Here is a 24,418-nt window from a genome sequence, read left to right as displayed (position 1 = left end):
ATAGATCAAATCGGACAAACAATCGGTATCTGCCACGCCGGAGGCGCCTCCGGCATTCAATTCCAGCGCGGCGGGCCGCTTGGAGCTGGGATGATGCCCGGATGCCGAGCAAGCCCCGCCGCCGTTCCGGCGGCTTCGCCGAGGTCCTGGCCGCACTGCCGCCGAAGGACGGGGAGAGCGAGCAGCGGGAGCTTCACGATCCGCTCGCCTCCGGCGGCTTCCTGGACGCCGGGGGCCGCTACTGGCGACCGGCCCGCGGCCCGGTGGACCGGCGGCTGGCCCGGCGGCTGGCGGTCGACGCCGACGAGATGGCGCTGGGCCTGGCGGGCCGGCTGGACGAGGTCTCCCCCGGCCGCTTCGTGCCCGCGCTGCTCACCGCCGAGGAGCGCGCGGAGGCCTGGCTGCGGGCCTGCTCCGCCGAGGCGTACTGGGCGTACGAGTTCCGCGCCTCCGGCGGCCAGTCGCTGCTCTACCTCGTCATCCACTGCTGAGCCCGCCGGGAGGTGCTTCCTCCGGGTTTCCCGCCCGGTCAACTCCGGTATGCGGCCCAGGCGTTGGCCATCCGCTTGACCTGTCCCGGGGTGAAGCGGGTCATGCAGGAGTCGTAGCTGTAGTCCATGAAGTCGTGGATCGGGTCGAGCCCGGGGCTGGGGCAGGTGTCGCGGCCCTCGGGGCAGCCGGAGGCGGCGGAGCGCTCGGGCGGGGTGTCGTCCACGTAGTCGCCCGGGGCCCGGCAGCCGCCCTGGAAGGTGTGGAAGAGGCCGAGCCAGTGGCCGGTCTCGTGGGTCGCGGTGTCGCCCTCGTCGTAGTGGGTGGCGGTGCCGCCCGGCAGGGAGGCGTCGAGCACGACCACGCCGTCGTCGGTCGGGTTCGTCCGGTACGCGTTCGGGAAGGTCGACCAGCCGAGCAGGGACTCGCCGAGGTGGGCGGTGTACAGGTTGAGGGTGCCCTGGTCGCCCTTGCGCAGGGCTGTCTTCATCGCCTGCTCGGCGGACGACTCCGGCGTCATGCCGTTGTACCAGGAGGCGTTGTCGGTCCAGTCGGTGCCGGCCAGTTCGAAGTGGAACGGGCTCGGGGCGTTGCCCTCGCCCTGGCCGCCGTAACTCTCGTTGAGGTGGTCGATCTGGCCGGCGACGGCGGCCTGGTCCAGCCGCCCGGCGTCGCCGTCGTGGATCACGTGGACGAAGACCGGGACGGTGGTCGGGGCGGTGGCCCTGACCCGGCCGCCGCCGAGTTCGGCGAGCCGCCCGTCGAGGTCGGCCTGCATCGCCCCGGCCTCCTCGGCGCTGACCTCGTTCGGGTCCCGCCCCGGCCTGCCGCCGGCCGGCCGGCGGGCCGCGGCACCGCCGGCACCGGCCGTATCGGCAGCGGCCACAGCGACGCCGTCCACAGCGGCGCCGTCCGCGCACACGGCGGCCGGAGCGAGGGCGGCTGCCGGAACCGGGGCGGCCCCGCGGTGCACGGCCGGTGCGGCGAACTGGCTCAGACCGGCCGCGGCGACCAGCGCGGCGGCACAGGGGAACAGGCGGGGGGCACGCGAGCGCCCCCGGGCAGTACGGCGCATCTGCGCTCCTGACAGGGGAGTTGACGGAGTCTCGGCCGCGCCCCGGGCCTGCCCCGGCCGGACCCGCCGGTGCCCGGCACGGACCCGCCGAGACTACGACGCCGTGAAGTCGATCTCCCGCAGGGCGCGCGCGGCCGCCCGGTCGAGTACCACGGCCGACGCACAGCCGGCCGGCAGCCGGCCGGCTTCGAGGATCCGGCCGCGCAGCCGGTCGACCGCGGCCAGGTGCCGGGCGAAGGCGTAGCGCGAGACTCCGCGCCGGCGCCGCCGCTGACCGTCCAGGGCCTCCGCCGGGTCGGCGTCGAGCAGCAGCAGGTGCACCCGGCGGCCCTGCCGGACGGCCGCGCGCACCAGCCACGCCCGCACCCAGGGCTGGGTGCCGCAGTCGTGCACCGCGAGCGGCCCGCCGTCCAGCACGGCGCGGCGCAGCCGCCGGTAGTGGGCGAGCCGGGCGAGCGGGCGGTAGAGCGCGTACGGGACGAAGCCGGGCAGCCGGTCGGCGTACTCCTCGCGGACCAGCTGGGAGTCGATCAGCGGGGCGCGGACGCAGCGGCGCATCAGGGTGCTCTTGCCGCTGCCGGGCAGGCCGGTGACCACCAGCAGGTCCCCGGCCGGATAGCGCAGGGCCGCCGGTCCCGGCCCGCGCAGCTCGTGCCGGGCGGGCGGCTCGTGCGGCACGGCCAGCACGACCCGCTCCCCCTCGGTGCGCGGCGACGGCACCCTCGGCACCACCGTCGCCCGCGCCGTTCTCGTCCCGCTCACCCGGTCTCCCCCCGCCGTTCCCCGCTCAAGGAGCATGGCGCATTCCCAAGAGCGAGTAAAGGGCGACCGGTGGAGCGGGCACGGACGGCCCGGGCCGGAGCAGGGCCCGGGCCGGCGCCGGGTCTCAGCCCAGCTGCGGGGCGACCCTGGAGGCGATCAGCTCCAGGTGGTCGAGGTCGTCCAGGTCGAGGATCTGGAGGTAGATCCGCTCGCTGCCGACGGCCGCGTACCGGCCGATCCTCTCGGCCACCTCGTCCGGGGTGCCGGCCAGGCCGTTCTCCTTCAGCTCCGCCACGTCGCGGCCGATCGCGGCGGCCCGGCGGGCCACCTCGGCGTCGTCGCGGCCGACGCAGGCCACCAGGGCGTTGGAGTAGGTGAGGTCGTCGGCCGAGCGGCCGGTCCGCTCGACCGCGGCACGGACCCGGCCGAACTGGGCGGCGGTGTCCTCCGCCGAGGCGAACGGCAGGTTGAACTCGTCCGCGAAGCGGGCGGCCAGGGCCGGGGTGCGCCGGGGGCCGAGCCCGCCGACCAGCACCGGGATGCGCTCCTGGGCGGGCTTGGGCAGCGCGGGCGAGTCGGTCAGCGTGTAGTACTGCCCGGCGAAGTCGAAGGTGTCGCCGAGCCGGGTGTTCCACAGCCCGGTGATGATCTCCAGCTGCTCCTCCAGCCGCCCGAACCTCTCCTTGGGGAAGGGGATGCCGTAGGCGGTGTGCTCGGCCTCGTACCAGCCGGCGCCGAGGCCGAACTCGACCCGGCCGCCGCTCATCGCGTCCACCTGGGCGACCTGGATCGCGGTGACGCCTGGCAGCCGGAAGGTGGCGGCGGTCATCAGGGTGCCCAGGCGGATGGTGCTGGTCTCACGGGCGAGGCCGGCCAGGGTGATCCAGGCGTCGGTGGGCCCGGGCAGGCCGTCGACGTCGCCCATCCTCTGGTAGTGGTCGGAACGGAAGAAGGCGCTGAAGGCACCGAGCTCCTCGGCGGTGCGGGCGACCTTGAGGAGGGTGTCGTAGCTCGCACCCTGCTGGGGTTCGGTGAAGACGCGGAGATCCATGCCGCCCATTCTGGTACCGGCCGTCCGGTGGCGGTACGGGCCGTCCCGGTGGTCGTACGCCCGGTGGTCGGCGGTCGTCGCCCCGGTGGTCGGCGCGGCGGACCCGGCGGGTCACGGAGCGTTCCCGCTCCGGCCCCGGTGCGCCGCCGGGGTGGCCAAGGTCTCAGCACGGAACCGTCACGGGCGTCCGTTCCCGTCGCGGGGCTCGCCTACCGTGGACGGATGTTCGCGACCTCCGACGATTCCTTCCGGCGTTCCCCCGACGAGCCGGCCGGCTGCCCGCTGCCCGGCATCGTGACGGCCTTCACGCCCCGGCTGGCCGAGTTCGCCTTCGAGCCGGGTTTCGTCGCGGCGGTCGACCAGCACACGGCGATGCTGCGGGAGCTGCTGTACGCGCAGGGGCCGGAGCTCGCGCCCCGGCCCGTGGACCGTGAGGAGTTGTCGGACTACGCGCTGGGCTTCCTGGACGCGCTCGCCGAGATCGGCTGGCGGGAGCCGGTCGGCTACGACTACGCCGTGATGCGGCTCACCGCGATCTGCTGGCTGGTGCGCGAGCAGGGCCTGCTGGAGGTCTGAACCCCCGGCAGGCCCTGCCGCCCCGGTTGCCGGACTACCGGTTCTGCTCGCCCTCGATGCCCGGAGCGGGCGGGGTGCCGGGACCGGTCTGGGTGGTCGGCCGGACCGGCTGGTTGGACAGCGCGTCGGAACGGCCGGCCTGGTAGGAGCTGCCCCGCAGCCGGGCGGTCTCCCGCTCGGCGCCGTCCAGCCACCGCTCCCAGCGCTGGCGCATCGGGGTGATCAGGCCGCCGCCCACACCGACCACCAGCACGCCGACGACGGCGGCGAGCACGGCGATCAGCACCGGTCCGGTGATCGTGGTGGCGATCCCGGCCTGGCCCAGCGCGGCGATCACGCCGAGGCCGACGATGAACGCCCAGACCAGGGTGGCGACCGTCCGGCCGTACGAGGCGCCGGACAGCGAGTTGCCGACGATGTCGCGCACGCCGTTGGCGATGGCCATCGCGACCACCACGATCACGATCGCGACGATGCCGCGCGGCAGCCAGGCGACGATGCTGTGGATCATCGTGCTGATCGGGTTCGAGCCGAAGACGCCGAACGCCAGCTGCAGGGCCATCAGCAGGACGATGTAGTAGACGACCTTGCAGATGATGCCGGTCATGTCGTACTTGGAACCTTGCAGGCGGGCGGCCATCCCGGACCGCTCCGCGACCCGTTCCGAGCCGACCCGGCGCAGCACCCGGTCGAGGATCTTGGCGATCGCCTTCGCCACGAACCAGCCGATGACCAGGATCGCCAGGAAGGCGATGAACTGCGGAATGACCTTGGCGATCTTGGACCAGGCCTCGGTGAAGCCCGACCCGAAGTCGACGGACAGTGCGAGCTGCTGAGCCATGGAGTCCTCCACTCGGTGACACGGCGCCACGAGCGGGCGCTTCCGGCCCCCCACCCTTCGTGGATAGCAGGCGCCCGCTCCGGCCGCGCGCGCCCGCCGTCCGGGCTGGTCCCCTCGGGTGAATCCCGGCCCCGTCCGCACGCGTACAGTGGCGGTGCGGGGCTGGCCACGGGGTGGGACGGACGGGACGGTGCGGCAGTGAGCGGCACGACGGCGGGCGGTACGGCAGTGGGCGGTACGGCGGCGCGCGCGGTGGACCACCGGGCGCTGCACTGGCGGGTCCGGCCGGAAGCGGCCCGGGCCGCCGTCCTGGTGCTGCACGGCGGCGAGGAGCACAACCTCGCCAGGCCCGGGCGCCTCAACCTCCCGCTGCTGCGGATGCACGGCTTCCTGCGCGGGCTGACCAGGGCGACCGCGGGCGCCGGGGTCGCCGTCGCGACCGTCCGCTACCGCCACCGCGGCTGGAACGGCGACCGGGCCGACGCCGCGCGGGACGCGACCGCCGCGCTCGACGAACTGACCGCGCTGCTGGGGCCCGTACCGACCGTCCTGATCGGCCACTCGATGGGCGGGCGCGCGGCGCTCCTGGCCGGCGGGCACCGGTCCGTCACCGGGCTGGTCGCCCTCGCGCCGTGGTGCCCGGCCGAGGACCCGTGCGAACAGCTCGCCGGCCGTGACGTGCTGATGCTCCACGGCGACCGCGACACCGTCACCCCGCCCGCCGAAACCCACGCCTTCGCCGCCCGCAGCCGCGCCGCGGGCGCCCGGGTCTGCGGCTACACCGTCACCGGCAGCGGCCACGCCATGCTCCAGCGCATCCCCGACTGGCACCGCGCCACCACCCGTCTCACCACCGCCCTCCTCGGCCTCCGCCCCCTCCCCGCCGAGACCGCCTCCGCCCTCGCCCTCCCACCGGCCTCCCCCGACGCCCTCACCCTCGCCCTCCCGCCCCAGCCCCGCCACGCCCCGGCCCTCCCGGCGAACCCCTGACGAAGCGGCCCCCGCGCCCGGCGGACTCGGCGAGGCGTTCACGGCCTGATCGGGCCCGAGGGCCGCGCCGCCTCAGATCCGTCGCAGCGAGCGCCATGTCACCGCCGCACCGGTCGAGCCGGCCATCAGCAGACAGGCGCAGGCCACGGCCGCCAGGGTGCCCGGATCCAGGTGGAGGGTGACGGGGGGCTCCGGTGCTCTGGGAGAGGCCGGAGGCCAGGCCGGCCAGGGGCGGAAGGGCGGCCAGCAGGCCGAGGGCCGTGCCGATGACTGTCACCAGGGCGGCTTCGGCCGCGGCGAACAGGACCAGCTGTCCGGCGGTGCCTCCGGCCGAGCGCAGGACGGCGAGGTCGCGGCGGCGGCCGTGGACGGACAGGGCGGTGCCGTTGGCGGTGGCGATCGCGCTGTAGCCGACCGCGACGGCGATCAGCATCCCAGCGAGGCTGTCGGTCAGCCGGGCGTCGGTGTCGTAGTCGTCCAGGGCGTAGCGGACCGCGTCGTGGACGGCCGTACCGGGGACCACCGGGACGGGCGCGCCGTCCGCCGGGACGAATCCACGACGGCGGCGACGACGAAGCCGTGCTCGGTGCCGTCGGGGTCGGTGTGGGTGTCGAGGGCGAGCCCGGGCGGCACCAGCGGGGTGAGCAGGCGGGGTGGCAGGGCGTAGGTGAGGACGAGCGAGTGCGCGAAGTGGGTGCGCATCGCGAAGGGGTGGCGTCGCAGCAGGTGTCGCACGGTCGACTCCGGTGTCTGGTACGGGAATTCGGGGCGTGACGGGGAAGCACGGAATCGCCCTCCGCCGCAGGCCGCGGTAGGGGTGTTGGCGCGCGTCCTCATCATGGCGCACATCTTTGAACACGTTCAACTCAAGAGTGGGATGGATGCACAGGGGAGCGTGAACACCCGCTCGACAGCGGTCCGGGGGGCGCCGCGGCGCGGCCGTACCACCCTGGGCCGCACCCCGCTCCCCCCGCCCGGGTGGTTTCGCCGCCCGGGACGCCGTCGGAGACGGTCGGTGGACGGATGATCCGTCCCGGGGCCGTGCGCGGGCGGCCAGGGAAGGACGGTTCGGGACCATGAGCACCACACGACGCATGCTGCTGGGCGCGGCGCTGATCGCCCCGCTGCTGGGTCGGTTCACCGGGACGGCGGCCGGCGCCGTGGACGGCGGCACCGGGAGTACCGGGAGTACCGGGAGGCTGGGCACCCTCTCCGACGGCTGGGTGGAGCTGCGCTGGACCCCGGAGGCCCAGACCCAGCTGGACCGCTTCCAGGCGATGGTGGAGGCCGTCGCCCCGGCACGGCTGGTCCTGGGCGAGCACGGCATGTCCGTCCGGCTGCCGATCCAAGCGGCCCAGGGCGACCCGTCACTCGCGGACCCGCCGAAGGCGTACGGCGACGGTGCGCTCGACGGTGGCGTCTCCGTCCGCACCTCCCAGGGCGTCTACCGGGTGGTGGACCTGGTCGGCGCGATCAAGGACGGCCTGGGCTCCGGCCGCTGCGAGGTCAGCGGCGCGGAGATGGGGCACCGCTCGGCGTTCCGCTGCGGCCTGACGGAGGGGAAGCTGACGGCCGCACCGGTGCCCGCGGGGCAGCCGATGAAGGTCCGGCTCAGCGAGGCGCCGCTGCGCCCGACCCAGGAGGCGGTGGACGCGTACACCACGAGCTTCGGCGCGCACCCGGTCACCGTGGACACCGTGCTGGCGTACGTCACGGCCGAGGGGACGTACACCCCTCCCCTGGCCGCGCAGGAGTAGCCGCGGTGGCGGCAGCAGTGGTGGCCGCGGTGCTCCCGGAGGCCGGGCGGTCGCCGCGGGACGCCCGAGGCTGGGCGGGCACGCCGCCGCCGAAGCGGCGCTCGCGGTCCGCGTAGGCCCGGACGGCGCCGCGCAGCCTGGCCAGGTCGTAGTCGGGCCACGGCGTCGGGTCGAACAGCAGCTCGGCGTAGGCGAGCTGCCAGGGCAGGAAGTTGCTGATCCGCTGCTCCCCCGAGGTGCGGATCAGCAGGTCGACGTCCGGGAGATCGGGGACGTACAGGTGCCGGGCGAGGTCGGCCGGGCCGATCTGCTCCGGACGGATCCCGCCCGACACCGCCTCGGCGGCCAGTCCCCGGGCGGCGGCGGCCAGTTCCTCCCGGCCGCCGTAGTCCACGCACACCGTCAGGGTCAGCGTGCCGTTGTTGGACGTCAGGCTCTCCACCAGCGCGATCGAGGAGGCCAGCGACTCGTCCACCCGGTCCCGCCGCCCGCACCAGCGGATCCGGACGCCGAGCGCGTGCAGGCTCTCGGCGCTGCGGGTGAGGCCGTCGGCCAGGGAGTCGAAGAGCGCGGTCAGCTCCTCGGGCGGGCGGCCCCAGTTCTCGCTGGAGAACGCGTAGAGGCTCAGGTACCGAACGCCCAGCCGAAGCGCCGCGTTGACCAGGCGCAGCGCGGCCCGCTGCCCGGCCTGGTGGCCCTGCCGGGCGGGCAGCCGCCGGGCTTCGGCCCAGCGGCGGTTGCCGTCCATGATCACGGCGACGTGGGCGGGCGCGTCCTCCGTCGGCGCGTCCTCCGTCGGCGTGTCCTCCGCGGGTACGTCCTCCGCGGGCGCGGACCGGGTGCGGCGGAGGGGTGTGGTTCCGTCGGTGCGCAACGGCGTGAGGCCCTCGGTCAGGACCCGCGAGCCCACCAGGGTGACCTCGTCGTACTGGAGTTGGGCGCCGAGCAGCACGGCGTGCAGGAACGGGCGGCACTCGGGGGCGGCGAGCCAGGTGGCGGGCAGGGCCCGCTCCAGCAGCCGGTGGAGGTGGCCCCGCTGGCTCGCGACCAGCTCGTCCAGGGCGTCCCGGCGGGCGGCGCCGGGGTCGGCGCGGGGGTCCGCACCAGTGTCGGCGCGAGGGCCGGCCGGGTGGTCCGCCCGGTGAGCGTCCCGGCCGAGGTCGGCGACGGTCAGCCCGAGGCGGCGCAGGTCCTCGCCCGGCAGGTAGCAGCGGCCGGCCGCGAGGTCGAGCGGGAGGTCCTCCAGGATGTCCGCCAGCTGGCAGGCCTCCCCCAGTGCGGACAGCGCGTCCGCCGCCTCCCGGCCCCGCGCGCCCAGCAGCGGGGCCCACAGCTCGGTGATCGTCCCCGCGACGCCCCGCAGGTGGCGGCGCTGGTCCTCGTGGGTCCCGAAGGCGGGCGGGCGGGCACCGTCGGCCCGGGTGGCGTCCAGGAACTCCTCGACGAGCGCCGGGTCCAGCCCCCAGCGCCGCACCGTGTCCACGAACGCCCGGCGCAGCGGGTGCCCGCTGCGGCCGGCCGCCAGCTCGGCCAGGGTGTCGGCCCGCCAGCGGGCGAACCGGCGCTCCCGCTCGGCGGGGCCTTCTGTACGCCCTTCCGTACGCCCTTCGGTGGCGTCGGCGTCGGCGTCGGCATCGGCATCGGCGATCCGGTCGGAGCGGGAGGCGAAGCCGTTGAGGGCGTGGACGTACGGCCGCACCTCGGGGGGCAGCGCGTCGCTGATCGCCCGCAGTGAGGCCAGGTGGTCGGCCACCTCCTGCTCACAGAGCCGGTACGACTCCGCCAGCTCCGGCCCCCACTCAAGCCCCGGTTCCGGCTCCGGCGAACCGCCCGCCGCCCCGCTCCCCGCCATGCCCCTGCCCGCCCTCCGCCGACGCCGTGCGAACACCCGGTCAACGAGGCGGAGGCGCAACGGTGGCGATCCGGCCGGAGGCACCGGAGGCCGCGCGCACTCAGCCGAGGTCGGCCGGGGACTCCACCACCACGCCGTACAGGTCGCCGATCGTCGCCAGTGCCGCCCGGTGGACCTCGGCAGCCGACAGCCGGGTGCCCGCCGACTCCAGCGGCCGGGTGGCGCAGGCGGCGGCACCCCCGGCCGGCCGGTTGCCGCGCAGGAAGGCCCCGGCCGTCCCCGGCGCACCCGTTCCGTACGGAACGACCGTTCCCGGGAACGGTCGTTCCGCCCTGCCCCACAGCCGTTCCGCCCTGCTCCGCCGTCGCTACGCCCGCTCCTGCTGCGCCGCTCGCCAGGCCTCCCAGGCCACCAGCGGCGCGAGGTACGACCAGCGCCGCGAGCCGTCCGGGCAGGTGCCGCCCTCGACCAGTTCGGAGACCGTACGGCGGGTGAACGGCACCCAGACGGCCATGTCGTGCTCGAAGGTGCTGTGGCAGGCCTCGCGGCGGCGGTCGATCCCGGCCGCGTCGAGCCGGGAGCGGACGGTGGCCACCAGCGTGTAGCAGGAGGCGGGCTCGCTCCAGCCCAGCCAGGTGATCACGGTCGGCCCGACGTCGGCCGGCAGCAGGCCCAGCTCCTCCTCCAGCGCCCGCAGGACCAGCCCGTAGAAGTCCTCGGCGGCGCCCGGCTCGTCGCGGTACTTCATCGTCTCGTTGATCCCGACCGTCCACTGCGCCGGGAAGGTGTTGACCGCCAGCGAGCGGCGGAGCAGCAGCAGCCTGCCCAGCCGGTCCCGCACCGCGACGCAGGCGCTGACCATCGTGGGCGGCGCGACGGCCACGAAGCTCGTCAGGCCCTCGTCCAGCGCGCCGCGCAGCAGCCGGGCCACCTCGGGGTCCTCCCGGCCCAGCCGGGTGCTGGCCATGCACTCCGCGTAGTCGCTCTCGGCGATGTCCACCTCACAGACCCGCGCGCCGCCGTGCTCGCCGTGATCGACCGTCAGCCGCGTGACGTACGCCGTCCGGCCCGCCGCCCCGGCCGCCCGCTGGCGCGCCACCTCGTCCGCCCACCCGACCGCGTCCAGCACGTGCGGGCGCACCACCCGCCCCTGGTGCGTCGTCACCAGCGTGCCCGGCGTCAGCGGCCGGGTCGCCGACCAGGTGATCAGCGGAGCCAGCCCGTCCGCCCGCACGTCGTGCGCCCGGGCCGCCGCCGTCAGGCTCGCCCGGCGGACCCTCGGCCCCGGCACCCGGGAACCGAGGCGCGAGCCGCCGAACTTGGCGAAGTCGTACACCAGGTTGGTCAGCACGCCGAGCAGCAGGGCCCCACCGATCCCCAGCAGCCACTCCATCCAGGACCCCCCGTGTCCGCGATCGACCCGCCCCATTGTGGAGGTGCGCCGCTGCCGAGGGAAAGGGCCACGGGCCACGGCCGGGGCCGGTGTTAGGGTGATCGGCAGTCAGCCGGCCGGTTCGCAAGCGCGGGGGAACTGAACGATCGTGCGGGCGAACAGGATTGCCGCGTCCACGGACCGGCCGACCGTCCGCTCCACGGCCCGGTCGGCCCTGCGCTCCGCCGCCCGGTGGGTGGCACGCCGCTCCCCCGCCGCCGCCTGGTACCTCCTGCTCTGCCTCGGCACCGGTCTGGCCGCGTCGGCCGGGCTCTGTCTGCTGCTCGTCGTCCTCGCCCTCTGCCTGGTCGGCGTTGGCCTGCCGCTCCTCCCGCCGGTGCTGCGACTGCTGCGCCGCTGCGCCGAGTTCCACCGGCGGCGGGTCGGCCGGCGGCTGGGCGGCGACCGGCCGCGCACGCCGTACGGCGACCGGGTCTCCGTGCACGATCCGGCCGTCCGCAAGGACCTGGTGTGGCTGCTCGCCCACGGCACCGGCGGAGCGGTGCTGTGCGCAGCGGCCCTCACGCTGTGCAGCCATGCCGTCAACTGGCTGACGGCACCGGTGTGGTGGCAGCTCCTGCCGGACCAACGCGGGAGGATCATCCTGCTGACCGTCGACTCCTGGCCGATGGCCGTCGCGGCGGCGGCCGGCGGGGTCGGCTACGCCGTCCTCGCCCTGGCGCTGCTGCCGCCGATCGCCGACCTGCACGCCCGGGCCTCCCGCCGGCTGCTCGTCGCCCGGCCCCGCACGTCGCTCGCCCGGCGCGTCCGGGAGCTGACCACCAGCCGGTCCGCGGCCCTGGACTCCCACGCCGCCGAACTGCGCCGGATCGAACGGGACCTGCACGACGGCGCCCAGGCCAACCTGGTGGCCGTCTCGCTCCGGCTCGGCATGATCCGCCGCGCTCTTGACCAACGCCCCGAGCAGGCCGCGGAGTTGGTGGACTCCACCCAGCTCGTCGCCGAACAGGCCCTGGCCTCGCTGCGTACCCTGGTGCGCGGCATCCACCCGCCGCTGCTCGCCGACCGCGGGCTCGCCGAGGCCGTACGGTCGCTCGCCGCGCACTGCGCCGTCCCCACCCGGGTCGAACTCGACACGCCGCCCCGGGTCGAACTCGACACGCCGCCCCGGGGTGAACTCGACGCGCCCGCCCGGGGCGAGCCCGACGCCGCCGGGCCGGCGTCCCGCGCGCCCGCCGCCGCCGAGGCCGCGGCCTACTTCGTGGTCTCCGAGGCGCTCGCCAACGTCGCCCGGCACAGCGGCGCCCGCGCCGCCCTGGTCCGGCTGCGGATCACCGCCGACGCCATCGCCGTCCGGGTCGAGGACGACGGCCGGGGCGGCGCCGCCGACGGAGCGGGCACCGGGCTGCCCGGCCTGCGCCGCAGGGTCGCCGCCTTCGACGGCACCACCCGCCTGTCCAGCCCTCCCGGGGGCCCGACCGTCCTGGAAACGGAGATACCGTGCGGATCCTGATCGCCGAGGACAACGCCCTGCTCCGCGAGGGCCTGGTCCTGCTGCTGCACAGCGAGGGCCACGAGGTCTGCGCGACCGTCGAGCACGGCGACGAACTGCTGCCCGCCCTGCTCGACCACCGCCCGGACGTCTCCGTGGTCGACGTCCGGCTGCCGCCGGGCTTCCGCGACGAGGGCCTGCGCGCCGCCGTCGAAGCCCGCCGCCGGCTGCCCGACCTGCCCGTCCTGATCCTCTCCCAGTACGTCGAACGCGCCTACGCCGCCGAACTGCTGGCCCAGAGCGCCACCGGCGTCGGCTACCTGCTCAAGGACCGGGTCGGCCGCGCCGAGGAGTTCCTCCAGGCCCTGCGGCGCGTCGCCGAGGGCGGCACCGCCATGGACCCGGAGGTGATCTCCCAGCTGATGGCCCACCGCACCGGCCCCGACCCGCTGGCAGCCCTCACCCCGCGCGAGCACGAGGTGCTCGCCCTGATGGCCGAGGGCCACAACAACCCGACCATCGCGCGGCTCCTCTTCCTCGCCGAGAGCTCGGTGAACAAGCACATCGGCGGCATCTTCGGCAAACTCGGCATGCCCACCCCCGACACCGGCCACCGCCGGGTGCGCGCCGTCCTCACCTACCTGCGCGCGCTCGCGGACGGGTGACCGTCCGCGGACGAGGCGCCGTCCTGCGCCGGCCCGCCGTCCTCCGCCGTCTCATCCGCCCGAGCCGCCAGCCGCAGCTGTTCCTCCTCTACGATCAGCTCCGCCAGCGACCGCTCCGACACGTCCACCGCCTCCGGCGTCGACTCCGCCACCTCGCTGCGCCGCGCGTAGTCGTCGAACAGCCTGCCCTTCGCCCGCAGCAGGTCCAGCATCCGCTGGTCGACGCTGTCCGCCGCCAGCAGCCGGTGCACCCGCACCCGGCGGACCTGCCCCATCCGGCGGGAGCGCGCCACCGCCTGCTCCTCCAGGGTCGGCTTGACCTGCGGCTCGCACAGGATCACCACCGAGGCCGCCTGGATGTTCAGTCCCACGCCGCCGGCCTGGATCTGGCAGAGCAGCACCGCGTGCCCGGACACCGCACTGAACGCGTCCACCACCTCCTGCCGCCGCGCCGCCCCCAGGGAGCCGTCGACCGGCCCGAACGGCCGCCGCTCCAGGGCCTCCCGGACCGCGGCCAGGACATCGCGGAAGAACGAGAAGACCACCACCTTCAGCCCGCTCTCCGCAGCCTCGCCGACGATCTCCAGCAGCCGCCGCAGCTTCGCCGAATCCGCCGGGTCCGCGTACCCGGCCCGCCGCATCGCCGGGAAGTTGCCCGCCGCGACGGCCGACCGGTAGGCCGCGAGGTCGGCGGGCGAGAACTCCTCCCACTCGTCCACGTGGACGACCTCGGGCAGTTCGGTGAGCACGTCCTGCTGGTTGCGGCGCAGGTACGCCGGGGCCACCGCCTTGCGGAACGCCACCGGCCCGGCGGCCGCCGAGTCCGGCCGGACCTCCGGCACCAGCTCGGGCTGGAGGTACTGCACCAGGCTGCGGAACTCCTCCACCCGGTTCTCCATCGGCGTCCCGGTCAGGAACAGCACCCGCTCCACCCGCTCCACCCAGGCGGCCACCGCCCGGGAGCGCTGCGCGGCCCGGTTCTTGACGAAGTGCGCCTCGTCCACCACGACCATCCCGACCGTGACCGCCTCCGCCACCTCGGCCGGCTCCAGGCGGCGCAGCCCGTCGAAGGTCACCACCGCGACACCGCCCTCGCGGAGCCACTCGGCGAGCGCCGCCTCCCGCTCCTGGCCGTGCACCCGGTACGCCCGCAGGGTGCTGCGCGACTCCACCTCCCGGGTCCAGTTGATCAGGACACTGGCCGGGCAGACCACCAGGAAGTGGGTGCTCCCCCGCGCCCGCAGGTGCGCCAGCACGGCGATCGCCTGGATCGTCTTGCCGAGGCCCATCTCGTCCCCGATGATCACCCGCTTCCGGGCGAGCACGAACCGCGCGCCGAACGCCTGGTAGCCGCGCAGCGACACCCGGCAGTGGGTGTCGTCCAGCGGCTCGGCCCTCACCCGGTCCGACAGCTCCTCCGGCAGGAACCCCTCGGCTGCGGCGAGTTCGGTCCCGGCCTCCTCGACGATCCCGCCGAGCACGCCGTAGTAGTCCGCCGAACGCAGCTCGAAGTCCGTCCACGCCTCGACCGCCTCGACCGGCGGGCGCAGCAGGTCGACCGATGCCTGGGCGAGCAGCACCGGGACGTCCTGCGCCCCGAAGCCGGCCAGCACCTTCTCCAGTCGCTCCACCGCCGCCTGCGCCCGCGCCCGCCGCTCCCGCCCGGCGAACAGACCGCGCAGCACCCCCCTGGCCGGCTGCGCGGCCACCACCAGCGGCTCCAGCTCGGCCTGGACCCGCTCCGCGGTCTCCCTGGCCCGCCGTGCGTCCGGCCCCGCGGCCACCAGCCGCTGGAGCGCGACGACCAGCGCGGTGCCCAACGGGTCCTGCCGGTCCACGTCCAGCCGCACCGCCACCGTCTGCTCGACCGCCCTGGCGATCTGCCCGGCCGCGGCCAGCGCCTGCGCCGCCGTCTGCGCCCCGACCCCGGGGATCAGCTGGAGCGTGTAGCGGGAGGCCTCCGCCACCTGCCGCACCGTCCCCAGCCCGGCCGCCTCCAGCGCCCCGACCCGCAACCGGCCCTCGGTCACGTCCCTGAGCCGGGCCGTCGGGATCGCCCCCAGCTCGTCCGCCACCAACCGGTCCCGCAGCCCGAGGTACGCCGCCCGCACCTGCTCCACGGCTCCCCGGTGGTCCGCCACCACCGCCCCGGCCGCCGCCCGCAGCCCGTCCGCCTCGGCGAGGACCGCCCCGGGCCGCCGCCCACCCCGCCGCCGCTCCCCCACCGCCTGGCCCCCGTCCCGCTCCGTGTCCTCGGACGCCCATGATCCCACCCACCGGAAGGGGCCGTCCGGCCGGTCCGTGCGGGGACGAGGGCCGGACGGGGCTCGGGATCGGACGCCCGGCGGTGGGCTCCCGCCGGGCGGGGAGGGGCAGTCGGCGCACGGCCAGGGCCGTCGTCGTCCACGGTGGGGCCGAGCAGTACCTCGGCGGGGATCCACCGGACCGGGACACCGTCCCCGAACTCCCGGGCGGCGTACGGCCGGCCGGCGGCCCGGTGCCCGAACCGGCGGACGCGCCCGCCGCGTTCCACGGCGGCCCGTCCCACCCCCGGGACACCCGCCCGGGGTCCGACCCCGCCGGCCGGGCCTGGGTCGACCGCGACCGCGGGCGGCGCCGGCCCGAAGGCCGGACGCCACCCGCGATCGTGGCAGGCGGCGCCACCGGAGATCCGTGGCGGAGCGGGCGGCTGCTCGGCGGCGCGGATCAGCCGGGCTGCTCCTGCTCGGCCTCCACCTGGGCGTTCCACTCCCGCTTGGCCGCCCGCCAGCCCTCGTCGCTCTGACCGAAACGCCAGTAGCCCGAGATCGACAGCCGCTCGCGCGGGATGCCGTGCTCCAGGCGCAGCAGGCGCCGCAGCTCCTTCACGAAGCCCGCCTCGCCGTGGACGAACGCGGATGCCGTACCGGCCGGGAACTCCAGCGCGCCCACCGCCTCGACCAGCGCCTCGCCCACCGGGCGTGCGCCCCGGTGCAACCAGCTGACCTGGACCCCGGCGGGCGAGAGGATCTTCTGCTCCTCGGCGGCGTCCGCGACCTCGACGAAGGCGTGCACCACCGCGTCGGCCGGCATCCGCTCCAGCGCCGCGGCGATCGCGGGCAGCGCGCTCTCGTCGCCCGCCAGCAGGTGCCAGTCGGCGCTCGGGTCGGGGGCGTAGCCGCCGCCGGGGCCCAGGAAACGCACCGTCTCGCCGGGCTGCGCACGGGCCGCCCACGGACCGGCCAGGCCCTCGTCGCCGTGCACCACGAAGTCGACGGTCAGCTCGCGCAGCGCCGGATCCCAGTCCCGCACGGTGTACGTCCGGGTGGTCGGCCACTGCTCGGGCGGGAACTCCTCGCGTATCCGCGCCATGTCGAAGGGCTGCGGGTAGCTCACGCCCTCGGGGGTGAAGAGCACCTTGATGTAGTGGTCGGTGAACTCGGTGGCGTCGAAGTCGTCCAGCCCCGCACCGCCGAGGACCAGGCGCACCATGTGCGGCGTGATCCGCTCGGTGCGCAGCACCTGTGTTTCGCGGGCCCGTGGTGTCCGGCGGGTCGGTCGGTCTGCCATGACGCCTCCTGGGCATGGTCGCACTTCGTGGTTAGGCTTGCCTAAGTTAGCACCTCGAAGTGGCGCGCGGTCCACCCGGCAGCCGGTCGCCATGCCGTCCCCGATCGGGCAGGCGACCGGCGTGACCTCTCGTCACCCGTGCGGTTCCGGGGCCGGAGGGCGGACCCTACGACCGGATCCAGCGGAAGACGGCGACCAGCAGCGCCGCCGTGAGCGTCAGCAGGATGCCCGCTTCGACCAGTTGGATGGGGACGAAGTGGTCGACCGGGTGGTAGCGGAGCCATGCGGTGGCGTCGTCGGCGCAGGTGACGGCGGTCTGGCAGGCGTCGATGCCGGCGCGGCTGCCGTCGGGGAGGACGACACCGCGGTCCAGGAGCCAGGCGTTGGCGGGCTTGGGGGTGCTCAGGGTGGCGACCTGTTCCACGGCGGAGTGGAAGAAGGGCCGGGCCCAGAGGACGAGGCCGTGGGCGGCGGCGACGAGGGCGCCGGTGAGGAACATCGCGGGCAGGGTGCGGCGGACCAGTCTGCCGACGAGGACACCGAGCACCAGGGCGAAGAGGGACCAGGCGACCGGGGCGAGCCCGAGAGCCGGGTAGGTGAAGAACTGGAACGGCGGGTCGAAGCCGGCCGGGCCGTTCAGTATGTCCGTCCACCACACCCAGCTCATCAGTGCGGCGAGCACGCCGCTGACGGTCAGCACGGCCAGCCCGGGCACGGCGAGCCGGACGGCCAGCCAGCGGGCCGGGCTGACGGACTGTGCGCGGATCAGGCGGATGGTGCCGCGTTCGTACTCCTGGGCCAGCAGCGGCGCGCCGACGAACACGCCGACCAGCAGCGGGAGCGCGGTGACGGCGGGCTGGAGGACCTCCAGGTACCAGAAGCCCGGGCGGTTGATCGGCGCGAAGAGGGTCCAGCACCGGGCCTCGTCCATCCTGAGGGTGTTCCAGGCACCGCTGTAGCAGCCGGTCCGGCGCAGGACGCCCACGATGTGCCGGCAGGCGATGTGGATCCAGGCGAGTTCGGCCACCGCCAGGGCCAGCAGCACACCCATGGTCCTGAGCAGGAAGCGGTTCTGACGCAGCGCCAGCCAGAACAGGCCGCGCAGGCCGGGGGCGGCGACGGCGGTCGGAGCGGTGGCGCGGTCGGGCAGGACGTCGGTGCTCATGCGGACACCCCGTTCGGGCGGTACGAGTCGTCGGCGGAGGAGGCGGAGGCGGCGACGGAGGCGGCGACGGAGGCAGACGAGGAGGCGGCAGGAGCCGCCGCGGGTGCCCGGAGGTAGCCGAGCAGCAGGTCCTCCAGGCTCGGCCGCTCGCTCTCCCACCGGCCGTCCACCGGTTCGCCGGTGCGGACCAGCGCGATGGAGCGACGGCCGCTGACCCTCTGTTCGACCACCGACCCGGCCGGGAGGCCGGGCTCCTGGGCGGCCGGCCCGGTGAGCAGCTGGTGGCCGTCGAGGATCTCCTCCAGGTCGCCGGCCAGCCGGACGCCTCCGCGCTGGACGAGGACGAGGTGGTCGATGACGCCCTCCAGCTCGGGCAGGATGTGCGAGGACAGCAGGATGCTGGTGCCGCGTTCGGCGGCGGCCGACATCAGGGTGCCCATCAGCTGGTGCCGGGCGAGCGGGTCGAGGTCGGCCATCGGTTCGTCGAGGAGCAGCAGGTCGGGGAGCTTGCCGAGGGCGAGCGCGAGGCCGACCCGGGTGCGCTGGCCTCCGGAGAGCGAGCCGACTCGCGCCTTGGGCTTCAACTCACCCTGGTCGACGATCCGTTGGGCCAGTTCCCGGTCCCACACCGGATTGAGCTCGCGGCCCATCCGCAGCGTCTCGGCGACGGTGAGGCCCGGGTACAGCGGTTTGTCCTGCGGCACGTAGGCGACCCGGGCGCGCAGCTCGGGCGTACCGGGCACGGCGCCGAGCACCCGCAACCCGCCCTCGGTGGGCGCGAGCTGGCCGGCGGCGAGGGCGAGCAGGGTGCTCTTGCCCGCGCCGTTGGGGCCCACCACGCCACAGATCCGTCCGGCCGGGACGGTGACGTCGCAGCCGCGCAGGGCCCAGCCGCTCCGGTACATCCTGCCGAGGCCGGTGGCCTCCAGCGCTGCTGCCCCCAGGGCCGGCGCCGACGCGGGCGCCGTGGTCGTCGGGTCTTGCACCCGGTCCCCCCACTGTTCTCGGTTCGGTGTTGCCGGGGAGTCTCAGGCCCCGGTGTCGGAGTCCTTCGCCTCGGCGCCGGGAACCCCGGTGTCGAAGCGCTGCTCCAGGACGGAGGCCATCAGCGCGGCGATGTCCTCGCGCTCCAGTCCGGCCGCCCGGGCCCGGTCCACCCACTCGACCAGTTCCGCGCGCAGCGGCCCGTCCGCCGCGGCCTCGGGCCGGGCGAGCGAGCGCCGGACGAAGGTGCCGAGCCCCGGGCGGGGCTCGACCAGCCCTTCACGTTCGAGTTCGCGATAGGCCTTCAGCACGGTGTTGGGGTTGATCGCGGTCTGCTCGACCACCTCACGGGCGGTCGGCAGCTTGTCTCCGGGCTGGAGCAGTCCGAGCCGCAGGGCCTGCTTGGTCTGCTGCACGATCTGCTGGTAGGTGGAGACGCCGCTGCGCCGCTCGATGCGGTATTCGATCACCCGTGCTTCAGCCTTTCACTAGTTCAATAGTGGAATAGTGGCCCACCGCGGTGCGCGGGTCAAGCCGGCCCCGGGGCCTCATCCGGAGCGGTCAGGGGCTCCGCAGCAGGAGCAGCCCGTCCTGCCCGACCAACTGCCGGTAGCCGCGCTCCCGGTAGACGTCCAGCATCCGGGCGGTGTCGGCGGTGGCGCACGGGGACCGCACGCTCGGGTCGCGCAGGTCGACGGCCACCCACTGCGGCCCCGGCCCCACCGGTTCCCGGCACACCAGGGTGACCTCCGCCCGGCGGGTGAGCTGGGCCGCGAGCCGGTTGGAGGCGGCCACGGTGGCGTCGTCGGGTATCCGGTCGAGCAGCGCCCTGGTCGCGGTGAGCCGCGGCGAGGTGCGCCAGGCTTCGGGCATCACCACCTCGTGCAGCGGATAGAGCGGCAGCGTCACGGCGGTCACCAGAGCGGTGACGGCCAGCGCGCGCCTGGCACGCCGGGCGTCGACGCGGCGGAGTGCGTCGACCAGGGCCGCCAGCACGATCGGCATCAGCACCGCGCTGTAGTGGTAACTGACGCCCCAGTAGTGCGGGTTGGCGGAGAGCAGCCGCCAGGCCAGGGTGGGCACGCAGAGCAGGACGAGCGGCGAGCGCAGGCCGGCGAAGCCCGCGGTGGCGGCGAGCAGGAACAGCAGCAGCCACTTGACCGGCGGCCAGCCGAGCCGCAGCGGCAGGGCCCGGAGCGAGGGCTGCCCGCCGCCGTCCAGCTGCTGCCAGTAGTCGAAGCCCCCGGCGGAGTTGAAGGCCGGCAGCACCACGAGCACGGTGAGCGCGGTCGCGGCGAGGCCGACGCCGGCGAGCGCGAGCCCCGGCAGCGGGCTGCGGCGCCGCTCCCGCCCGGCCTGCCAGGCGATCAGGACGCCGACGGCGGCCACCGTGAGGCCCAGGTCCTCCTTGACCAGCAGCAGCGGCAGCGACCAGAGCGCGGCGGCGAGCGGCCGGCGGCGGCCGAGTGCGGTGGCGGCGAACGCGAGCAGCGGGACGGCGAAGGCGATCTCGTGGAAGTCGTCGGCCGCCGCCCGGACGATCCCCCAGGAGGCCCCGGTGGCGCAGCCGATGATCAGCGCCACCCGCGGCCCGGCCACCTCGTGGGCCCAGCGGGTCAGCGGGACGACGGCCGGCGCCATCAGCAGCGCCTGGGCGACGAGGAGGGTGACCGGGCTCGGGAACACCCGGTAGGCGGGGGCGAGAGCGGCGATCAGCGGGTGGAAGTGGTCCCCGAGCAGGTGGTAGCCGGGCCCCTTGATCGGCACGATCGGCGCCTGCCCGTGGGCGTACGCCCGGACCGCCTGCTCGAAGATGCCCAGGTCGTAGGCCTTGCTGAGGCCGCGCCGGTACCGGTTGACGGCGACGCAGGCGTAGAGCGCGGCGAACCCGGCGGCCAGGCCCCAGGCGAGCGCGACGGGGCGGCGGACCGGAGGCGGCGCGGACGGAGGAGCGGACGGCCCCGGCAGGGCTCGGGGCGGGCTGAGCGGGGAGGAGGTAGCGGGCATCGGCAAAGTACCCTTTCACTATTCGAATAGTGGAAGGGTGATGGAAGCCCGGACAGCCGTCAAACCCGCCCGGACCACGCCGGCCGGGCCTTCGGGCTGCCCTCACGGAAGCGTTGACGTCGGATTCACGCCAGCCCGACCCCCGTTCCGCTTGGTGGACTTCGGGAAGTACCCCGAACCCACCGACAGGACCTCCGGCATGCCCGACACCACCCACCGACCCGACCGACTCGCCCCGGCAGCCCCGCCCACACCGGCCGCCCCGGGCGCACCGGAGCCCCGGGCCCGCCGCGGCGGCACGCTCGCCGTCCTCGCCGTGACGACGGGCGTCTTCTCCATCGTCACCACCGAGATCCTGCCGATCGGCCTGCTCACCCCGATCGGCGCCACCTTCCGGATCTCCGACGGCACGGCCGGGCTGATGATGACCCTGCCGGGCATCGTCGCCGCGGTGGCCGCGCCCGTCGTCACCGTCGCGACCAGGCGGGTGGACCGCCGCACCATGCTCTGCGTGCTGCTGCTCGTCCTCACCTTGGCGGACCTGCTCAACGCGCTCGCCCCCGACTACTGGGCGGTGCTGACCGCCCGGGTCGTCCTCGGCCTGGTCATCGGCGCGTTCTGGTCGATCGGCTCCGGGCTCGCGCCGCGCCTCGTCCCCGAGCACCGGCAGTCGCGGGCCAACACCCTGGTCTTCTCCGCCGTCCCGCTCGGCTCGGTGCTCGGAGTGCCGGCGGGCGTGTTCCTCGGTTCGCTGGCCGGCTGGCGGGCGGCCTTCCTCGCGGTGGCCGCGCTGACCCTGCTCGCGCTGGCGGCCCTCCTGCGGTCGCTGCCGCCGCTGCCCCCGCTGAGCACCACCGATCTGGGCGTGCTGCGCGGGCTGCTCGCCGGCCGCGGCACCCGCACCGGCATCGCGGTGACCGTGCTGATCGTGGTGGCGCACTTCGGCAGTTACACCTACGTCACCCCGTTCCTGACGGACACCACCCACGCCGGTGCCGGGCTGGTCACCGCCCTGCTGCTCGGCTACGGCGCCGCCGGACTGCTCGGCAACGTCCTGGCCGGCGGCCGGGCGGCCGGTGCGCTGCGACCGGTGTTCGGCGCGGCGGCCGTGCTGCTCGCCGCCGCTGCCCTGCTGCTGCCGTTGCTGGGCACCGGCGGTCCCGGAGCCGCCGCCGTGCTGGCGCTCTGGGGTCTGGCATACGGCGCCGTCCCGGTCTGTTCGCTCAGCTGGTTCCTCGCTGCGGCCCCGCACGCCCCGGAAGCCGCCGGCGTGGTGTTCACCTCGGTGTTCCAGGCCGCCTTCTCGGCCGGCGCGCTGACCGGCGGTCTGGTGGTGGACCACTCCTCCCCCGGTACGGTCATGCTGCTCGGCGGAGCGGTCGCCCTGCTCGCCGCGGCGGCGGTGTGGCGGTACGGGCACCGGGTCCGTCCCGCGCCGACGCGGTGACACCGCCGAGGCCGTGAGGCACCCGCGTCCGCGTCCCGGCCCCTGGCCGCCGGCTCCGTCCGTGGTGAGAATGCCGGGGTGCCGTCTGCCCTCCCGTCCGCCCGTGCGGCGGGGCCGGGCGGACTGTACCGCAGGCCGGGACGGTCCCGGTCGACAGCGGACGGAAGGACGGCGAGCGGATGGACCCGGCATTCCAGGGGCGGTTCGGCGACTACCAGATCGAGATCTACCTGAAGGGCCTCGGCGGCGTGCTGCCGACGATGCCGATGACCTTCGCCGAACTGGAGGCACGGGCGGGCGCGGCGCTGGCACCGTCGGTGCTCTCCTACGTCGCGGGCGGGGCGGGTGACGAATCCACCCAGCGGGCGAACATCGCCGCCTTCGACCGGTGGGGCCTGGTGCCGCGGATGATGGCCGGCGCGAGCACCAGGGACCTGTCGGTGGAGCTGTTCGGACAGCGGCTGCCAAGTCCGCTGTTCATGGCGCCGATCGGGGTCATCGGCCTCTGCGCGCAGGACGGCCACGGGGACCTCGCCACCGCCAGGGCCGCCGCCAGGACCGGTGTGCCGATGGTGGCCTCGACCCTGACGGTCGATCCGCTGGAGCAGGTGGCCGCCGAGTTCGGCGACACCCCCGGATTCTTCCAGCTCTACACGCCCACCGACCGGGCGCTCGCCGAGAGCCTGGTGCACCGGGCGGAGGCCGCCGGCTACCGCGGCATCGTCGTCACCCTGGACACCTGGGTGACCGGCTGGCGCCCCCGCGACCTGGCCACCGCCAACTTCCCCCAGCTGCGCGGCCACTGTCTGGCCAACTACACCTCCGACCCGGTCTTCCGCGCCCGTCTCGCCAAGGCGCCGGAGGAGGACCTCCAGGCGACCGTCCTGGAGTGGGTCGGCGTCTTCGGGAACCCGCTGACCTGGGACGACCTGCCCTGGCTGCGCTCGCTCACCGACCTGCCGATCCTCCTCAAGGGCATCTGCCATCCCGAGGACGTCCGCCGGGCCAGGGACGGCGGCGTCGACGGCGTCTACTGCTCCAACCACGGCGGCCGCCAGGCCAACGGCGGCCTGGCCGCCCTCGACCTGCTCCCCGACGTGGTCGAGGCCGCCGACAGCCTGCCCGTCCTGTTCGACTCCGGCATCCGCTCCGGCGCCGACGTCGTCAAGGCGCTCGCGCTCGGCGCCACCGCCGTCGGCGTGGGCCGCCCGTACGCCTACGGGCTGGCCCTGGAGGGCACCGACGGCATCGTGCACGTGCTGCGCTCGCTGCTGGCCGAGGCCGACCTCCTGATGGCCGTCGACGGCTACCCCACCCTCGCGTCCCTCCGTACAAACGGTGCACTGCGCCGGACATGACGCACAATCAGGCCACAGGGTTCACCGGAAACCCAGTGGGGCTTGCCGGGACATTCGGGACGGCTCTACGCTCGAACGGCATAAATCGGGTCCGTACGTTCCCGTACGCGAGGAGGTCCGCCATCATCCGCGTCCTGCTGACCGCCTTCGAACCGTTCGGCCGCGATCCCCTGAACTCGTCCCTGGAGGCGGGCCGGCTGGTCGCCGCCGGTCCACCGGCCGGAGTGGCCCTGAAGTTCGCCGAGCTGCCCTGGGTGTTCGGCGACTCGATCACCGAACTGCGCCGGGCGGTGGCCGGGTTCAAACCCGACCTGGTCATCGCCACGGGCCAGGGTGGCAACCGTCCGGACCTGACGGTGGAGCGGGTGGCGATCAACCTCGACGACGCCGTCCGGACACCCGACCGAAAGGGCAACCAGCCGATCGACCAGCCGGTCGTGCCGAACGGGCCGGCCGCGTACTTCTCCTCCCTGCCGGTGAAGGCCTGCGTGGAGGCGGTCCAGCAGGCCGGAATCCCGGCCACCGTCTCGCACACCGCCGGCACCCAGCTCTGCAACCACGTCTTCTACGGGCTGGCACACCTGATCGCCACCGAACACCCGGAGCTGCGCGGCGGGTTCGCGCGCCTGCCGTACCTGCCGAGCCAGACGTCCGGCCGGGAGCAGAGCGCGTCGATGTCGGCGGAGACGGCGGCCGAGGGAGTGCGCATCCTGATCCGCAGCGCCGTGGCCACCCTCCAGTCCCAGGCCGGCGGCGCGACGACCGCACCGCGACGGCGGCCGTGGCTGTCCCGCCGGGGCGGCTGATCCGACCATCTGACCGGAAATGCGAAAAGCCCCTGATCCGTTGGGATCAGGGGCTTTTCGGAATAATTGTTCGGCGGCGTCCTACTCTCCCACAGGGTCCCCCCTGCAGTACCATCGGCGCTGTAAGGCTTAGCTTCCGGGTTCGGAATGTAACCGGGC

The 24,418-nt window shown here is 75.0% G+C and carries 23 protein-coding genes, 1 rRNA gene and 1 pseudogene; 9 read left to right on the top strand and 16 right to left on the bottom strand.

The annotated features are described in order from the left end of the window. Positions 1-101 precede the first annotated feature (101 nt). Positions 102-491 (top strand): hypothetical protein, encoded by a 390-nt coding sequence (locus ACIQOW_RS13900; protein WP_401083815.1) that lies wholly within the window; start codon positions 102-104, stop codon positions 489-491. Positions 492-529: 38 nt separating this feature from the next. On the opposite strand, the gene ACIQOW_RS13895 is transcribed toward ACIQOW_RS13900, so the two are convergent. The 3 genes from ACIQOW_RS13895 to ACIQOW_RS13885 all read right to left on the bottom strand — a co-directional run bounded on the left by ACIQOW_RS13895 (position 530) and on the right by ACIQOW_RS13885 (position 3,377). After that, positions 530-1,564 carry a zinc metalloprotease gene (locus ACIQOW_RS13895; protein ID WP_401083813.1) on the bottom strand — a complete coding sequence of 345 codons (1,035 nt, stop codon included), beginning with the start codon at positions 1,562-1,564 and terminating at the stop codon, positions 530-532. A 93-nt stretch (positions 1,565-1,657) separates the two neighbouring features. Then, positions 1,658-2,326 carry an AAA family ATPase gene (locus ACIQOW_RS13890; protein WP_401083811.1) on the bottom strand — a complete coding sequence of 223 codons (669 nt, stop codon included), beginning with the start codon at positions 2,324-2,326 and terminating at the stop codon, positions 1,658-1,660. A gap of 124 nt (positions 2,327-2,450) precedes the next feature. After that, positions 2,451-3,377, bottom strand: a complete 927-nt coding sequence (locus ACIQOW_RS13885; RefSeq protein ID WP_401083809.1) for an LLM class F420-dependent oxidoreductase — start codon at positions 3,375-3,377, stop codon at positions 2,451-2,453. 222 nt (positions 3,378-3,599) lie between these two features. Here ACIQOW_RS13885 and ACIQOW_RS13880 point away from each other — a divergent pair, with 222 nt between their 5' ends. Further along, positions 3,600-3,953, top strand: coding sequence for a DUF6401 family natural product biosynthesis protein (locus tag ACIQOW_RS13880; protein WP_401083807.1), 354 nt, complete (start codon positions 3,600-3,602; stop codon positions 3,951-3,953). Positions 3,954-3,987: 34 nt separating this feature from the next. On the opposite strand, the gene ACIQOW_RS13875 is transcribed toward ACIQOW_RS13880, so the two are convergent. Then, positions 3,988-4,794: a hypothetical protein gene (locus ACIQOW_RS13875; protein ID WP_401083805.1), complete on the bottom strand. Its 807-nt coding sequence runs from the start codon at positions 4,792-4,794 to the stop codon at positions 3,988-3,990. A 198-nt stretch (positions 4,795-4,992) separates the two neighbouring features. Between ACIQOW_RS13875 and ACIQOW_RS13870 the strand changes: the two genes are divergently transcribed. Continuing rightward, complete coding sequence (locus ACIQOW_RS13870) at positions 4,993-5,784, top strand: alpha/beta hydrolase (protein WP_401083803.1); 792 nt, start codon at positions 4,993-4,995, stop codon at positions 5,782-5,784. On the opposite strand, the gene ACIQOW_RS13865 is transcribed toward ACIQOW_RS13870, so the two are convergent. Further along, the gene (locus ACIQOW_RS13865) at positions 5,726-6,307 is read right to left on the bottom strand and encodes an FtsX-like permease family protein (RefSeq protein ID WP_401083801.1); all 582 of its coding nucleotides are present in this window, start codon (positions 6,305-6,307) and stop codon (positions 5,726-5,728) included. The genes ACIQOW_RS13870 and ACIQOW_RS13865 overlap by 59 nt on opposite strands. Next, positions 6,235-6,519 carry a hypothetical protein gene (locus ACIQOW_RS13860; RefSeq protein ID WP_401083799.1) on the bottom strand — a complete coding sequence of 95 codons (285 nt, stop codon included), beginning with the start codon at positions 6,517-6,519 and terminating at the stop codon, positions 6,235-6,237. Before ACIQOW_RS13860 ends, ACIQOW_RS13865 begins: the two co-directional genes overlap by 73 nt. A 341-nt stretch (positions 6,520-6,860) precedes the next feature. Between ACIQOW_RS13860 and ACIQOW_RS13855 the strand changes: the two genes are divergently transcribed. Continuing rightward, entirely contained in the window at positions 6,861-7,541 is a 681-nt protein-coding gene (locus tag ACIQOW_RS13855) for a hypothetical protein (RefSeq protein WP_401083798.1), read from the top strand. Here the strand turns inward: ACIQOW_RS13855 and uppS are convergent. From uppS to ACIQOW_RS13840, 3 genes and pseudogenes are all read right to left on the bottom strand, one after another. Further along, entirely contained in the window at positions 7,495-9,393 is a 1,899-nt protein-coding gene (gene uppS / locus ACIQOW_RS13850; protein WP_401083797.1) for a polyprenyl diphosphate synthase, read from the bottom strand. The two genes, ACIQOW_RS13855 and uppS, sit on opposite strands and share 47 nt — an antisense overlap. Before the next feature lie 100 nt (positions 9,394-9,493). After that, positions 9,494-9,664, bottom strand: a pseudogene (locus tag ACIQOW_RS13845) (cysteine hydrolase); the annotation flags it as partial. Between the two features lie 96 nt (positions 9,665-9,760). Continuing rightward, complete coding sequence (locus tag ACIQOW_RS13840; protein ID WP_401083796.1) at positions 9,761-10,786, bottom strand: hypothetical protein; 1,026 nt, start codon at positions 10,784-10,786, stop codon at positions 9,761-9,763. A 148-nt stretch (positions 10,787-10,934) separates the two neighbouring features. Here ACIQOW_RS13840 and ACIQOW_RS13835 point away from each other — a divergent pair, with 148 nt between their 5' ends. Beyond that, positions 10,935-12,299, top strand: a complete 1,365-nt coding sequence (locus ACIQOW_RS13835; RefSeq protein WP_401083794.1) for a sensor domain-containing protein — start codon at positions 10,935-10,937, stop codon at positions 12,297-12,299. Then, positions 12,287-12,943, top strand: a complete 657-nt coding sequence (locus tag ACIQOW_RS13830; protein WP_401083792.1) for a response regulator — start codon at positions 12,287-12,289, stop codon at positions 12,941-12,943. The genes ACIQOW_RS13835 and ACIQOW_RS13830 overlap by 13 nt, the downstream gene beginning before the upstream one ends. Here the strand turns inward: ACIQOW_RS13830 and ACIQOW_RS13825 are convergent. The 6 genes from ACIQOW_RS13825 to ACIQOW_RS13800 form a co-directional block, all read right to left on the bottom strand. Beyond that, a complete protein-coding gene (locus tag ACIQOW_RS13825) occupies positions 12,916-15,216 on the bottom strand; it encodes a DEAD/DEAH box helicase (RefSeq protein ID WP_401083790.1) in 2,301 nt (766 codons plus the stop codon). The genes ACIQOW_RS13830 and ACIQOW_RS13825 overlap by 28 nt on opposite strands. A gap of 433 nt (positions 15,217-15,649) precedes the next feature. Next, positions 15,650-16,492 carry a siderophore-interacting protein gene (locus ACIQOW_RS13820; protein WP_401083788.1) on the bottom strand — a complete coding sequence of 281 codons (843 nt, stop codon included), beginning with the start codon at positions 16,490-16,492 and terminating at the stop codon, positions 15,650-15,652. Positions 16,493-16,658: 166 nt separating this feature from the next. Then, entirely contained in the window at positions 16,659-17,657 is a 999-nt protein-coding gene (locus ACIQOW_RS13815) for a hypothetical protein (protein WP_401083786.1), read from the bottom strand. Next, on the bottom strand, positions 17,654-18,562 hold the full coding sequence (locus ACIQOW_RS13810; protein ID WP_401084499.1) for an ATP-binding cassette domain-containing protein: 909 nt from the start codon (positions 18,560-18,562) through the stop codon (positions 17,654-17,656). Before ACIQOW_RS13810 ends, ACIQOW_RS13815 begins: the two co-directional genes overlap by 4 nt. A gap of 123 nt (positions 18,563-18,685) precedes the next feature. Then, positions 18,686-19,111: a GntR family transcriptional regulator gene (locus ACIQOW_RS13805; RefSeq protein ID WP_401083785.1), complete on the bottom strand. Its 426-nt coding sequence runs from the start codon at positions 19,109-19,111 to the stop codon at positions 18,686-18,688. A 91-nt stretch (positions 19,112-19,202) separates the two neighbouring features. Continuing rightward, positions 19,203-20,648, bottom strand: a complete 1,446-nt coding sequence (locus tag ACIQOW_RS13800; RefSeq protein ID WP_401083783.1) for a DUF2079 domain-containing protein — start codon at positions 20,646-20,648, stop codon at positions 19,203-19,205. A gap of 199 nt (positions 20,649-20,847) precedes the next feature. Between ACIQOW_RS13800 and ACIQOW_RS13795 the strand changes: the two genes are divergently transcribed. From ACIQOW_RS13795 to pcp, 3 genes are all read left to right on the top strand, one after another. Continuing rightward, positions 20,848-22,095: an MFS transporter gene (locus ACIQOW_RS13795; protein ID WP_401083781.1), complete on the top strand. Its 1,248-nt coding sequence runs from the start codon at positions 20,848-20,850 to the stop codon at positions 22,093-22,095. Between the two features lie 179 nt (positions 22,096-22,274). Continuing rightward, a complete protein-coding gene (locus tag ACIQOW_RS13790; protein ID WP_401083779.1) occupies positions 22,275-23,453 on the top strand; it encodes an alpha-hydroxy-acid oxidizing protein in 1,179 nt (392 codons plus the stop codon). 122 nt (positions 23,454-23,575) lie between these two features. Further along, positions 23,576-24,259, top strand: coding sequence for a pyroglutamyl-peptidase I (gene pcp / locus ACIQOW_RS13785; RefSeq protein ID WP_401084497.1), 684 nt, complete (start codon positions 23,576-23,578; stop codon positions 24,257-24,259). Between the two features lie 68 nt (positions 24,260-24,327). Here the strand turns inward: pcp and rrf are convergent. Next, positions 24,328-24,418, bottom strand: a 5S ribosomal RNA gene (gene rrf, locus ACIQOW_RS13780); the annotation flags it as partial.

Origin of the sequence: Kitasatospora sp. NPDC091335, assembly GCF_044757205.1 — a bacterium.
Taxonomy (GTDB): domain Bacteria; phylum Actinomycetota; class Actinomycetes; order Streptomycetales; family Streptomycetaceae; genus Kitasatospora.
The sequence above is the reverse complement of the archived record's forward strand: the minus strand, read 5'-3'. Positions and strand labels throughout refer to the sequence as shown.